Consider the following 12,351-nt stretch of genomic DNA (forward strand, 5'->3'; position numbering starts at 1 on the left):
GTCATTGCAGGGAGCCCTTGCGACGAAGCAATCCAGACTGGTTCCGCGGAGGATTCCGGATTGCTTGGCCGCGCTCGTAATGACGAGGAGATCGTCATCGGAATTCGGGTGGCGGGGTGAACCTGAGACTGCAAAGGTGATTGCTATGACAATGACCGCACGAAAATCAGTCCGCCCCTCCGCCGACCTCGCCACCCACGTCGATGCCCTCGACTGGCCGGAGATCACCAGCGAACTCGATACCCAGGGCTGCGCTGTCCTGGAGGGGCTGCTCACCCCGGAGCAATGCCGCGCCATCGCCGAGCTCTATCCGGACGACACGCATTTCCGCAGCCGCATCGTCATGGGCCGCCACGGTTTTGGTCGTGGTGAGTACAAATATTTCTCCTATCCGTTGCCCGATCTGATCGGGGAACTGCGTCCGGCGCTGTATGCGCACCTGCAAGGCATCGCCAATCGCTGGAACGAGGCGATGGGGATCGATATCCGCTATCCCACAGCGCATGCGGCGTTCCTCAAGCGCTGCCACGAAGCAGGGCAGGCGCGGCCGACGCCGCTGCTGCTGCAATACGGGGACGGTGACTTCAACTGCCTGCACCAGGATCTCTATGGCGAGCATGTGTTCCCGATTCAGGTCGCGATCCTGCTCTCTGAGCCCGGCCGCGATTTCACCGGTGGCGAGTTCGTGCTGACCGAGCAGCGTCCGCGCATGCAGTCCCGCGCCGAGGTCGTGCCGCTCGCGCAAGGCGATGCGGTGGCTTTTGCCGTGCATCATCGACCGGTGCAGGGGACACGCGGCACCTACCGCGTTAACCTGCGCCACGGGGTCAGCCGGATTCGCTCCGGCCAGCGCCACACGCTGGGTGTGATCTTTCATGATGCCAAATGAGCGCGACGATTGACGTCTGACTTGTTCGATAGCGTGGCCGAAGCACAGCCATCGCGCGAAAAAATCGCCGACGGCGCGGTGCTCCTGCGCGGTTTCGTCAAGCCGATCGAGAGCGGGCTGATCGCCGCGGTGCGCGCCATCGTGGCGCAATCGCCGTTCCGGCGGATGACCACGCCCGGCGGCTACCAGATGTCGGTGGCGATGACCAATTGCGGCGAGCGCGGCTGGATCACCGATCACACCGGCTATCGCTACGATCCGATTGATCCGCGCAGCGGCGCGCCGTGGCCCGTGATGCCGCCCGTGCTCGGCGATCTGGCCCGCCGTGCGGCGGAGCAGGGCGGTTTCAAAGACTTCGCGCCCGATGCCTGCCTCGTCAATTGCTACGAGCCCGGCACGCGGCTGTCACTGCATCAGGACAAGGACGAGCTGGACTATTCGGCGCCGATCGTCTCGGTTTCGCTTGGGCTGCCCGCGACGTTCCTGTTCGGCGGCCTGGCGCGCAGCGACAAGCCGCGCCGGTTTCGGCTCGTCCATGGCGACGTCGTGGTCTGGGGCGGGCCCAGCAGGCTCGCCTATCACGGCGTCGCACCGCTCGCCGACGGCGAGCATGCGCTGCTTGGACGGAAACGGATCAATCTGACGTTCCGCAGGACGCGGTGAGGATCAAGGCTTCGGCGGGTGGATAAACGCCCAGGGGCTGACTTCGGAATCCCGCGTCACTTCCACCGAGATCAGATACGGCCCGCTGTGGCTAAGCGCTTTCTCCATCGCCGCCTTGAACTGATCCGGCGCGGTCACGCGCGCAGCCGCGACGCCAAAGGACTCCGCGAGCTTGACGAAATCGGGGTTGACCAGATCGGACGCGACCACGCGGCCGTCGAAGCGTTCGCGCTGGTCGCGGCGGACATTGCCATAGGCGTTGTTGTTGAACACCAGCGTGACGACGCCGATGTTGAACTGCACGGCGGTGGCAAGCTCCTGCACGCCGAACATGAAGCCGCCGTCGCCGGTGATCGCCACCACCGGCTTGTCGGGATTGGCGACCTTGGCGCCGAGCGCGGTCGGGAAGCCCGATCCGAGCGTGCCCTGATAACCCGAGGTGATGAAGGTGCGTGGCTCGTAGATCGGAAAGCCGTACCAGGAGGCGAAGCCGAACTGCGACAATTCATCGGTCACGATCGCGTTTGCCGGCAGTACCTCGCGCAGGATGTTGAGATAGGCCATCTGCGGCTGGATGCGCTGGATCTCGGCTTGCGCCGTCGCAGTAGCCTCGCGGATGTCTTCCCGCCGGCCGCTGGTCCTGGCATAGCCGGCCCTCTTCACGGCGGTGAGCAGATCGGCCGTGCCGGCTTTGGCGTCGGCAACGATAGCGACATCGGAGGCGAGCCGGCGCACCTCGGCTGGATCGATATCGACACGAATGGATTTCAGCCCCTTCGGCTGATACGGCCAGCGGAAGCCCGATGCTGGCAGTTCGGCGCGCGTGCCGATTGCGATCATCACATCGGTTGTCGGCCACAGCTTGTAGGCCGCCGCCATCGTGAGCCCAAGCTCATGCGCGTTGGAGACGATGCCGCGGCCGCTGCGGAAGGCGACGACAGGCGCATCGATCATCTCGGCGAGCTCGAGGATTTCCTCGCGCGCCTCGATCGCACCGCTGCCGACGAAGATCATCGGCGCCTTGCTGGCTTTGATGAGGGCTGCGGCCTGCCTGATCATGTCGGGGTCGGGGAGCGGCGCGGGCAGCGGCTCCAGCACCTGCGCGGCGGCGGTGTCTGCACGCTGGGTGAAGACATCCCAGGGCATTTCGACCGAGGCCGGGCCGCGGCGGCCGGACGTCATTTCCTGGAACGCGCGCGCGACGACCGTCGGCGCATTGCCGGGATATTCGATTCGGTCGGCCCATTTCACGTAGGTGCGCAAGGTCGCGAGTTGGTCCGGCATCTCGTGCAGATGGCCACGGCCCTTGCCCAGAAACTGCGTCGGCACCTGGCCGGTGACGCATAGCACTGGCTCGTTGCAGCCGAACGCCGTGAGCAGTGCGGCGCTGGCGTTGAGCACGCCGGGGCCGGGCACCACGCTGAATACGCCGGGCCTGCCGCTGGAGCGCGCATAGCCGAACGCCATGTAGCCGCAGGCCTGCTCGTGCCGCGCGCCGATCACCTTGAGCTGGGCCTGGTGGAAGGCGTCGAACAGGCCGTAGACCTGCGCGCCGGGCAGGCCGAACACGGTGTCGACGCCATGGGCGACAAGGCCGCTTACGATCGCTTCGCCGCCGGTGAGGGTGGTCATTGCATCATTCCACTTCGATTGTTGTTCAGGCTTCGTCGACGATGCCATTTCGGAGCATGCCGATACCCTCGGCTTCGATCTCGACGACATCGCCAGGCTTCAAATAGCGCGGCGGATCGAACCGCGCACCGGCGCCGGTCGGCGTGCCCGTGACGATGACGTCGCCGGGAACGAGCGTTGCGAAGGTCGAGATATAGCTGATGAGATAGCGGAACGGGAACATCAGCCTGCTGGTGCGGTCGTCCTGCCGCAGCTCGCCGTTGACATGCGTCGTCAGGCGGATGTCGGCGATCTGCGATTCCTGTGTGTAGGGCACCAGCCACGGGCCGAGGCTGCCGCTGGAATCGAAGTTCTTGCCTTGGGTGACGTTGAACTTGGCGTGACGGAGCCAGTCGCGCACCGAGCCTTCGTTGCAGAGCGTGAGCGCCGCGATATGATCGAGCGCGGCGCTTTCCGCAATGTGCCGGCCGGCCTTGCCGATCACGAGCACGATCTCGCCTTCATAGTCCAGCTGCACTGATGCGCGCGGGCGCACCAGCGGCGCGTCGTGGCCGACGAAGGAGCGTGGGCTCCGCATGAACATGCTCGGATATTTCGGCGCGTCCTGGCCGTCCTTGTACTCGGCGTTGCGGTCGGGATAGTTGACGCCGATGCAGATGATCTTTTCCGGCGCCGGCACCGGCGGCAGCCAGACGATGTCACCGAGCGCAAGATCCGGCTTGCGGCCGGCAGCTTCCTCGGCAAAGCTCGCGAGCTTTCCGGCCGCGATCACCTCGCGCAGCGTCGGGTACTCCTTGGCGTGGTGCGGGGACAGATCGACGATGCCGCTCCCCAGGACGGCGCCGTAGCGGATTTCACCCTTGACGGAATAGGTGGCGAGGCGAGGGAGCTTCATCGCTTAATCCGCCACCAGCACGTCGGCCACGAATTTCGGCTCACGCACGGCTTGCCCTGAGAACGGCGAGCCTTGCTCGAACCAGGAGCGCGGGGCAGGCGCGCCCCACAACGTCTGGCGGCGCGGATCGCGCAGCGACCAGCGCAGCGGTTCATGGTCGTGATCGCCGGTGAAATAATCGCTGGTATAGAGCTCGAGCCGGTGTCCATCGGGGTCGCGGACGTAGAGGAAGAACGCATTGGAAATGCCGTGGCGACCCGGACCGCGCTCGATGTTCTTCACAAATCCCTGCGACGCCATCACGTCGCAGAGATGGATGATGTTCATCGCCGTCGGCGTCCAGTAGGCGAAGTGGTGCAGCCGCGGGCCCTTGCCGTTGGTGATCGCAAAATCGTGGACATTGCCCTTGCGATGCATCCAGGCCGCGGCGATGCGCCCCTGCGGTCGGTCCTCCTCGGCGTATTCGGTGAGACGGAAGCCGAGCCGGGCATAGAAGTCGACGGTGTCCTGCACCTCGGCCGCGAACACGTTGAAATGGTCGAGCCGCTGCGGGTGGCAGCCCCTGTAGAGGTCGTAGCGGCGCAGCAGATGCGGCCGCCGGTCCATCGACGCATACAGCTCGATCTGGAAGCCAAAGGGATCTGTGAATTGCAGTGTGCGGCCCTGGAAGGGCTGGTCGACGAAGGCGTAGCCAAGGCCGCTCTCGGAGAGGAAGGCAGCCGCCTTGTCGAGATCCCCGTCGTTGCCGACCTTGAAGCCGAGCCGGTTGCAGGCGGCGACCGCCGCCTTGCGCAGCACCAGCGAGTGATGCTGATGCTCCTCGGAGGCGCGCAAGTATACGACCTTGTCGTCGGAATCCTCGACATGCAGGCCGACGGTGTTTTCGTAGAACGCGCTGCTGAGCTTCAGATCGGTCACGTCGAGCACGACGTGACTCGAACGGATGATGTTGAACGGCGGCTCGAAGATGTGTTGCGGTACGGGCATTGCGTTTCCCTCGGAACGACGAGCGTCAGATTCCCAGTCTCTGAATCTTGTGCGTGCCCCGCGCCAGCGAGACGTGCTTGGTTTCCATGTAGAAGTCGAACGAATAGTCGCCGCCGTCGCGGCCGATGCCTGAGGCTTTCATGCCGCCGAACGGCGTCGGCAGATGGCGGACGTTTTCCGAATTCAGCCAGATCATGCCGGCCTCCAGCGCATCAGCCACTCGGAGTGCGCGGCCGACGTCGTTAGTCCAGACATAGCCGGTCAGGCCGTAGCGGATGTCATTGGCGATCTCGATCGCATCCATTTCGTCCTTGAAGGGCAGCACGGTGAGGAAGGGGCCGAACACCTCCTCCTGCGCCACCCGCATCTTGCCGTTCGCGCCGGTGACCAGCGTCGGCTCGACGTAATGGCCGCCGCCGGGGCCGTCATAGGCCCTGCCGCCGACGGCGATCACAGCACCGTCCTGGCGCGCGACGTCGAAATATGAACAGACCTTTGCCAGATGCCGCTCGTGGATCAGCGGCCCGATCTCGGTTACGGGATCGAGGGGATGGCCGACCTTCAAGGCCTTGACGCGCGCGGTCAGCTTCTCCACGAACTTCTCGGCGATGTTTTGCTGGATCAGCAGGCGGCTCGACGACGTGCAGCGCTCGCCATTGAGCGAGTAGATCATGAACACGACGGCGTCGAGCGCGCGATCGAGATCGGCGTCGTCGAACACGATCACCGGGTTCTTGCCGCCGAGCTCGAAATGCACGCGCTTCAAGGTCGGCGCGCCCTGGATCATGATCGCCGATCCCGTCGCGCTTTCGCCGACAAAGCCGATCGCCTTGATCGCGGGATGCTCGGTCAGTGCCTTGCCGGCCTCTTCGCCAAAACCGTGCACGGTGTTGAGCACGCCGTCGGGCACACCGGCCTCCTTGACGAGCCTTGCGAGAATAGCGGCCGTGACGGGCGACCACTCCGCCGGCTTGTGCACGACGGTGCAGCCGGCTGCGAGGGCGGGGGCGATCTTCCAGGTCGAGAGCATGAACGGCGTATTCCACGGCGTGATCACGCCGACGGGGCCGATCGGCACGCGGGTCGAGACGTTCCAGTGCTCGTCGCTCGGCGTGTTCTGGCCGTCGCGAGCCTCGGCGCATCTGTCAGCGAAGAAGCGAAAGTTTTCGGCGGCCCGGACCGCGGCCTTGGCCATGAAGCGATAGGCCTGGCCGGTGTCGATGCATTCGAGCACGGCGATGTCTTCGGCATTGTCCTCGATGGCGTCGGCGACGCGATGCAGCAGCTTCTTCCGCAGCGCCGGTCCCATGTCGCGCCAGGATTTGAAGGCGAGGGCAGCCGCCGTTGCCGCGGCGTCGACGTCCTCGGCCTTGCCGCGCGCGACGCTTGCGAGCGTCGCGCCGTCGACCGGCGACTTAGTCTCGAAGGTTTCGCCTGATATCGACGGCACGATCTTGCCGTCGATCATGTGACCGATGCCGTCGGCACGCAGCGTCTTCAGCAGCGGCGCGACGCGGTCGCGGTTGGCCTGGAACACATCGGCTTTCGGCGTGGGCTTATCCATGGGCAGCCTCTACTTTCAGGGCGTCGTGGATGTTGTTGCGCTTCCAGCTGGTGTCCTTGTCGTTGATCTGCATGTCGAACGACAAAGCGAATTTGCTGGCGGTAAAGACCGGATCGAGGTGTTTTGAGAGTACCTGAAAGACATGCTCGCCGGCTGTCTGGCGCGTCTTGAGGTCGCGGCCTTCGCCGATGCGCAGCACCATGTCGAGAAAGCCGTAATCCTGCCGCGCGTCCGCGATCGCGTAATGCTCGCACCTGACGGCACGGACGCGGATGCCGCCGAGCGGGAAGATGCCGGTCTCGACCGCCGCCTTGCGCACGATTTCGCAGACAGCACCGATGTCGAGGCGGCCGTCGAGATTGGCCGAATATTCGATCGTGAAATGCGGCATCGCGGTTTCACTCCCTGTGTATTCTTGTTCGTCAAGCGAAGTAGCAGCTCACCGAGCCGTAGGCGCCATAATCGGCTTGAATTGTGTCGCCCTTGCGGGTCTCGATCGGACGGATGAAGGAGCCCGCGAGCACGATTTGCCCGGGCTCCAGCGCGAGGCCGAGCGGCGCGATCTTGTTGGCGAGCCAGGCGACAGCGGTCGCGGGATGATTGAGCACGCCGGCGGCAAGACCGGTTTCCTCGAGCTGACCGTTCTTGAAGCACAACGCGCCGATCCAGCGCAGATCGGCATCCAGCGGGCGGATCGGCCGTCCGCCGAGCACGATGCCGGCATTCGCCGCATTGTCGGCGATGGTGTCGAAGATTTTTCGCGTCGCTTTGGTCGTGGGATCGACGCGCTCGATCCGCGTGTCCAGAATCTCCAGCGCCGGCACCACGAAGTCGGTGGCGTTGAGCACGTCGAACATGGTGCAGCCGGGCCCCGCGAGGCGCTTGCTCATGACGAAGGCGAGTTCGGCCTCCACGCGCGTCGCGATGAAGCGCTCCGTTGGGACGAGGCCGCCATCGGCGAAGAACATGTCGTCGAGCAGCACGCCGGAATCCGGCTCGTTGATGTCAAGCGCGCTCTGCATCGCCTTCGAGGTCAGGCCGATCTTGTGACCTTTGACGACGCGTCCTTCGGCGATCTTGAATTCGACCCAGGCCTTCTGAATCGCATAGGCATCGGCAATGGTGATGCCGGGAAAGGCCTGCGAGAGCTGCCGGATCTGCGTACGGGTCTTCTCCGCCTGGTGCAGACGGTTCGCGCAAGCTCGGATATCGTCGTCGGAAAGCGCCATTCGTGATCTTACAAATCGTGGTGCCGGGAAATACTTAACATGTTAAGTGAATGCGTCAAACACAATTTGGGCTTGCTGCACTGCAAACGTTTTGCGGGTTGAAGGGGCGTCATGGCGAAGAGACCGGCTGATCCAGCGGACGAAGCTGCGGCTGCGGCGCGGCAGGTGCCGATGCGCGATTTTTCGCGCTCGCTGCCGATGTCGCTGCTGCGGGCGCGCGAGGCGGTGATGCGGCAATTCCGTCCCTCGCTGCGTGAGCATGGCCTGACCGAACAGCAATGGCGCATCCTGCGCGCGCTCGCGGCGATCGACACGGTCGAGGTCACGGAACTCGCGCGCACCGCATTTCTGCTCGGACCGAGCCTGTCGCGCATCCTGCGCGATCTGGAGGCGCGCAATCTGATCGAGCGCAAGACGGCGAAGGCGGACCAGCGCCGCAGCATGGTCTCGATCTCGGAAAAGGGCGTGAAGCTGATGGCCTCGGTGGCACCATCCTCCGAGGCGATCTATGCGGAGATCACGCGACGCTTTGGCGCACGCAAGCTCGTCGAACTGCAGGAAATGCTCGGCGAGCTCGAACGGAATCTCGCAGAGCTGGGCGCGGGCGAGGAGGCAACCGCCGACGAGTGAAAGCAGATATGCGCGGGCGCGCGGCAACAATCATGGACATGGCCGCATTTTTTCGCTCAAGTGCCGCTCAAGCCGATCGCTGCAAAATCGGCACCGAGGAAGAGGCAAGCAGACCATCATGGTCACCCTTCAGGTTCGGAAGCTGATCGACTTCGTCACCGAGGTCTTTTCGCATGCGCAGTCCTCCCCTGAGGAGGCGCGGCGGATCGCCACCTATCTGACGACGGCGAATCTGACCGGCCATGACAGCCACGGCGTGATCCGCGTCCCCGTCTATATCCGCTGGCAGAAGACCGGCGCGGTCGTGCCCAACCAGAACGCAGAGCTGGTGCTCGATACGCCCTCGCTCGCGGTGGTCGATGGCAAGTTCGGCTACGGCCAGACCGTGACGCCGCAGGCCGTCCAGATCGGCATCGAGAAGTGCAGGAAGGCCGGGCTTGCCGCCGTCGCGCTACGCAATGCCGGGCATATCGGCCGCGTCGGCGACTGGGCCGAGATGGCTGCCGCGCAAGGGCTGATCTCAGTGCATTTCGTCAATGCGGCGGGCTCGCTGCTGGTGGCGCCATTCGGCGGCGTCGAGAAACGGCTTTCCACCGCGCCCTATTGCGTCGGCATTCCCCGTGAGGGCCAGGATCCGATCGTGCTCGACTTTGCCACCTCGGTCGTGGCCGAGGGCAAGGTGCTGGTCGCGAGCCGTGGCGGCAAGAAGCTGCCGAAGGGAGCACTGGTCGATTCCGACGGCACGCTCAGCGAGGATCCGGCCGTGCTGTACGGGCGGTACACCTCGGAAGGCCCGCGCGATCACACCAAGGGAACGGGGGCGATCCGCGCGTTCGGCGAGCACAAGGGCTCGGGCCTGGCCTTCATGTGCGAGCTGCTCGGCGGCGCCTTGACCGGAACCGGGGCCACGTCCGGCGGTCGCCGCTTCGCCAACGGCATGCTGGCGTTCTACGTCGATCCGAAAGTGGTCGATACCTCCCATGTCTTCGACGCAGAGGTGTCGCGCTATGCCGACTTCATCCGTGCCACCAAGCCGATGGCGGGGGTCGATCAGGTGCTGATTCCCGGTGATCCCGAGCGGAAAACCCGCGCTGAGCGCACCCAAAACGGCATCCCCTTGCCGGATGACACCTGGGCGGCAATAGTGAACACCGCCCGCGAGGTCGGCGTCAGCGAAGTCAGCATCCAGAGGGCGACCGCATAGGTCTTGCGTCATTGCGAGCGTAGCGCGGCGCCCCGGTTCGCGGTAACAGCGGGTTGTGCTGTCGCGGCGCTCGTCATGGTGACGATGGTCCAAATAACACGGTCCAAACAACAAAGAAGGAAGGCAACGTGGCGAACAAGGTCAAGGAAATCTGGAAGTCGGGTAAGGCCGTGGTCAACGCGTGGCTCGCGATTCCCTCCGGCTTCTCGGCCGAGATGATGGCGCAATGCGGCTTCGACAGCGTCACCGTCGACATGCAGCACGGCGTGCAGGACTATCTGTCGATGGTGCAGTGCTTCCAGGCGATGGACAAGCATCCGGTCACGCCGATGGTTCGCGTGCCCTGGAACGAGCCCGGCATCATCGGCAAGGTGCTCGACGGCGGCGCCTATGGCGTGATCTGCCCGATGGTCAACACGCCGCAGGAAGCCAGAAACCTCGTCTCCTATTCCAAATATCCGCCGCAGGGCGTCCGTTCCAACGGTCCGATCCGCGCCGGCATGTACGGCACCGCAGGCTCCTATCAGAAGACAGCCAACGACGACATCGTTCTGCTGCCGATGATGGAGACCAAGACCGCGGTCGAGAACATGGAAGCGATCCTCGACGTCGAAGGCCTCAACGGCGTCTATATCGGCCCGTCCGACCTCGGCTTCTCCTACGGCCTTGAGCCCAAGCTCGATCGCACCGAGCCGGAGATCCTCGCGATCTACGACAAGATCATCAAGGAATGCGACAAGCGGGGGCTCTTCCCGGGTATCCATTGCAGCGGCGCCGAAGGTGCTGCGCGCGCCATCAACATGGGCTTCAAGCTGGTGACGCTCTCGAACGAGGTCGGCTTGATGACGACCTACGCCAAGATGCAGGTCAACGCGACCCGCAAGGATGCCGGCGGGAAGGCCTGATCTCTCTCTTTCCCTCTCCCCGTTCTTACGGGGAGAGGGTGAGGGTGAGGGCCTCTCTCAACACGAACCAATCTAACGATCGAGCGCGCGGCTGCCCCTCACCCGGCTCGCTGCGCGATCCGACCTCTCCCCGTAAGAACGGGGAGAGGTGAAGAGAAGACCCAAGGAGAACTTCAATGACCATCAGCCCTGTCATCCGCCTGCATCCCGATGATGGCGTGCTGATCGCGCGCGCCAGCCTGCCGCCCGGCACGTTGGTGGCTGACGGAGTGACCACGGTCGAGCGCATTCCCTCCGGCCACAAGGTCGCGATCAAGCCGATCGCAATGGGCGAGCCGGTGATCCGTTACGGCCAGATCATCGGCTTTGCGACCATGCCGATCGCGCCGGGCCAGCACGTGCACGTGCAGAACATTGGCATGGGCGATTTCGCCAAGGACTACGCCTATTGCGCCGACGTCAAGCCGACGCCGAATTTCGACCTGCCGGCGACGTTCGAAGGCATCCGCCGCCCGGACGGCCGGGTCGCCACGCGCAACTATATCGGCATTCTCACCTCGGTGAATTGCAGCGCGCATGTCGCGAGCCTCGTCGCCGACGTCTTCAAGAAGAATCCCTTCACCGGCGACAATCCGCTGGCCGATTTCCCCAATGTCGATGGTGTGGTCGCGCTGACCCACAAGACCGGCTGCGGCATGACGCAGAACGAGCCCTTGGCGCTGCTCCGCCGCACGCTCGGCGGCTATGCGCGTCACGTGAACTTCTCTCATGTGATCGTGCTCGGCCTCGGTTGCGAGGTGAACCAGATCGGCGGGCTGATGGAGGAGCAGAAGCTTGCCGGCCGTCTGCGCGCAATGGACATCCAGGAGGTCGGCGGCACCCGCAAGACGGTGGAGGCGGGCATCGCCTTCGTGCGCGAGGCACTCGCGGAGTCCAACAAGGTCAAGCGTGAGTCCGTCCCGGTGAGCGAATTGACCGTGGCGCTGCAATGCGGCGGCTCCGACGGCTACTCCGGCGTATCCGCCAATCCGGCGCTGGGTGCTGCCAGCGATCTCATCGTGCGTCACGGCGGCACCGTGATCCTGTCGGAGACGCCGGAGACCTATGGCGCCGAGCATCTGCTCACGCGCCGCGCCGTCAGCCGCGAGGTCGGCGAGAAGCTGGTCGATCTCATGCGCTGGTGGGACGAATACACCGAGCGCGAGGGCGCCGAGATGAACGCCAATCCGAGCCCCGGCAACAAGGCCGGCGGCCTCACCACCATTTTGGAGAAGTCGCTCGGCGCGATGGCGAAGGCCGGCACCACCAACCTCGTCGAGGTGCTGCGCTACGCCGAGCCCATCACCAAGAAGGGTTTCGTGTTCATGGACACGCCCGGCTACGATCCGGTTGCCGCGACCGGGCAGGTCGCCGGCGGCGCCAATCTCGTCTGCTTTACGACCGGCCGCGGCAGCGTGTTCGGCTGCAAGCCGGCGCCCTCGATCAAGCTCGCCACCAACACGCCGATGTACAAGCGCATGGAAGAGGACATGGACGTCAATTGCGGCACCATCCTCGAAGGTGAGGAGAGCGTCCAGGAGTGCGGGCAGCGCATCTTCGAGATCATCCTCAAGACCGCCTCGGGCCAGCCGACCAAGAGCGAAAGCTTTGATTTCGGCGGCGCCGAGTTCGCGCCCTGGGTGCTGGGCGCGACGATGTAAGAGGGTTAATGGCGAATAGAGAGTAGCGAATAGAGCCCTTCTCTCGGCTATTC

General features: G+C 64.5%; 12 protein-coding genes. 6 read left to right on the forward strand and 6 right to left on the reverse strand.

Annotated features, from left to right (window positions below; genetic code table 11):
• The first annotated feature begins 145 nt into the window (after window positions 1–145).
• Window positions 146–889: a 2OG-Fe(II) oxygenase gene (locus tag IVB31_RS01215; protein WP_247319348.1), complete on the forward strand. Its 744-nt coding sequence runs from the start codon at window positions 146–148 to the stop codon at window positions 887–889.
• A gap of 9 nt (window positions 890–898) precedes the next feature.
• Window positions 899–1,552 carry a DNA oxidative demethylase AlkB gene (gene alkB / locus IVB31_RS01220; protein WP_247317587.1) on the forward strand — a complete coding sequence of 218 codons (654 nt, stop codon included), beginning with the start codon at window positions 899–901 and terminating at the stop codon, window positions 1,550–1,552.
• 3 nt (window positions 1,553–1,555) lie between these two features.
• On the opposite strand, the gene IVB31_RS01225 is transcribed toward alkB, so the two are convergent.
• The 6 genes from IVB31_RS01225 to hpaH are packed head-to-tail and all read right to left on the reverse strand — an operon-like array spanning window position 1,556 to window position 7,859.
• On the reverse strand, window positions 1,556–3,184 hold the full coding sequence (locus tag IVB31_RS01225) for a thiamine pyrophosphate-dependent enzyme (protein ID WP_247317589.1): 1,629 nt from the start codon (window positions 3,182–3,184) through the stop codon (window positions 1,556–1,558).
• 25 nt (window positions 3,185–3,209) lie between these two features.
• Window positions 3,210–4,079 carry a fumarylacetoacetate hydrolase family protein gene (locus IVB31_RS01230; protein WP_247317591.1) on the reverse strand — a complete coding sequence of 290 codons (870 nt, stop codon included), beginning with the start codon at window positions 4,077–4,079 and terminating at the stop codon, window positions 3,210–3,212.
• 3 nt (window positions 4,080–4,082) lie between these two features.
• Window positions 4,083–5,066, reverse strand: coding sequence for a 3,4-dihydroxyphenylacetate 2,3-dioxygenase (gene hpaD, locus IVB31_RS01235; protein ID WP_247317592.1), 984 nt, complete (start codon window positions 5,064–5,066; stop codon window positions 4,083–4,085).
• Window positions 5,067–5,091: 25 nt separating this feature from the next.
• Window positions 5,092–6,630, reverse strand: a complete 1,539-nt coding sequence (gene hpaE / locus IVB31_RS01240) for a 5-carboxymethyl-2-hydroxymuconate semialdehyde dehydrogenase (protein ID WP_247317593.1) — start codon at window positions 6,628–6,630, stop codon at window positions 5,092–5,094.
• Window positions 6,623–7,021 carry a 5-carboxymethyl-2-hydroxymuconate Delta-isomerase gene (locus IVB31_RS01245; protein WP_247317595.1) on the reverse strand — a complete coding sequence of 133 codons (399 nt, stop codon included), beginning with the start codon at window positions 7,019–7,021 and terminating at the stop codon, window positions 6,623–6,625. Before IVB31_RS01245 ends, hpaE begins: the two co-directional genes overlap by 8 nt.
• Before the next feature lie 31 nt (window positions 7,022–7,052).
• Window positions 7,053–7,859: a 2-oxo-hept-4-ene-1,7-dioate hydratase gene (gene hpaH, locus IVB31_RS01250; protein ID WP_247317597.1), complete on the reverse strand. Its 807-nt coding sequence runs from the start codon at window positions 7,857–7,859 to the stop codon at window positions 7,053–7,055.
• A gap of 111 nt (window positions 7,860–7,970) precedes the next feature.
• On the opposite strand from hpaH, the gene hpaR reads away from it, so the two are divergent.
• From hpaR to IVB31_RS01270, 4 genes are all read left to right on the forward strand, one after another.
• Complete coding sequence (hpaR, locus tag IVB31_RS01255) at window positions 7,971–8,489, forward strand: homoprotocatechuate degradation operon regulator HpaR (protein ID WP_247317599.1); 519 nt, start codon at window positions 7,971–7,973, stop codon at window positions 8,487–8,489.
• 118 nt (window positions 8,490–8,607) lie between these two features.
• On the forward strand, window positions 8,608–9,693 hold the full coding sequence (locus IVB31_RS01260) for a malate/lactate/ureidoglycolate dehydrogenase (RefSeq protein ID WP_247317601.1): 1,086 nt from the start codon (window positions 8,608–8,610) through the stop codon (window positions 9,691–9,693).
• Window positions 9,694–9,821: 128 nt separating this feature from the next.
• Entirely contained in the window at window positions 9,822–10,598 is a 777-nt protein-coding gene (locus IVB31_RS01265) for an aldolase/citrate lyase family protein (protein ID WP_247317603.1), read from the forward strand.
• A 176-nt stretch (window positions 10,599–10,774) separates the two neighbouring features.
• Window positions 10,775–12,298 (forward strand): altronate dehydratase family protein, encoded by a 1,524-nt coding sequence (locus tag IVB31_RS01270; protein WP_247317604.1) that lies wholly within the window; start codon window positions 10,775–10,777, stop codon window positions 12,296–12,298.
• Window positions 12,299–12,351 lie beyond the last annotated feature (53 nt).

It is taken from the genome of Bradyrhizobium sp. 21 (assembly GCF_023073335.1).
In the GTDB taxonomy this organism is placed as follows: domain Bacteria; phylum Pseudomonadota; class Alphaproteobacteria; order Rhizobiales; family Xanthobacteraceae; genus Bradyrhizobium.

Excerpts from the sequence above, each read along its gene's own strand:
- IVB31_RS01215 (WP_247319348.1), top strand. The coding sequence starts at position 146 with ATGACAATGACCGCACGAAAATCAGTCCGCCCCTCCGCCGACCTCGCC.
- IVB31_RS01225 (WP_247317589.1), bottom strand. The coding sequence starts at position 3,184 with ATGACCACCCTCACCGGCGGCGAAGCGATCGTAAGCGGCCTTGTCGCC.
- IVB31_RS01230 (WP_247317591.1), bottom strand. The coding sequence starts at position 4,079 with ATGAAGCTCCCTCGCCTCGCCACCTATTCCGTCAAGGGTGAAATCCGC.
- hpaD (WP_247317592.1), bottom strand. The coding sequence starts at position 5,066 with ATGCCCGTACCGCAACACATCTTCGAGCCGCCGTTCAACATCATCCGT.
- hpaE (WP_247317593.1), bottom strand. The coding sequence starts at position 6,630 with ATGGATAAGCCCACGCCGAAAGCCGATGTGTTCCAGGCCAACCGCGAC.
- IVB31_RS01245 (WP_247317595.1), bottom strand. The coding sequence starts at position 7,021 with ATGCCGCATTTCACGATCGAATATTCGGCCAATCTCGACGGCCGCCTC.
- hpaH (WP_247317597.1), bottom strand. The coding sequence starts at position 7,859 with ATGGCGCTTTCCGACGACGATATCCGAGCTTGCGCGAACCGTCTGCAC.
- hpaR (WP_247317599.1), top strand. The coding sequence starts at position 7,971 with ATGGCGAAGAGACCGGCTGATCCAGCGGACGAAGCTGCGGCTGCGGCG.
- IVB31_RS01260 (WP_247317601.1), top strand. The coding sequence starts at position 8,608 with ATGGTCACCCTTCAGGTTCGGAAGCTGATCGACTTCGTCACCGAGGTC.
- IVB31_RS01270 (WP_247317604.1), top strand. The coding sequence starts at position 10,775 with ATGACCATCAGCCCTGTCATCCGCCTGCATCCCGATGATGGCGTGCTG.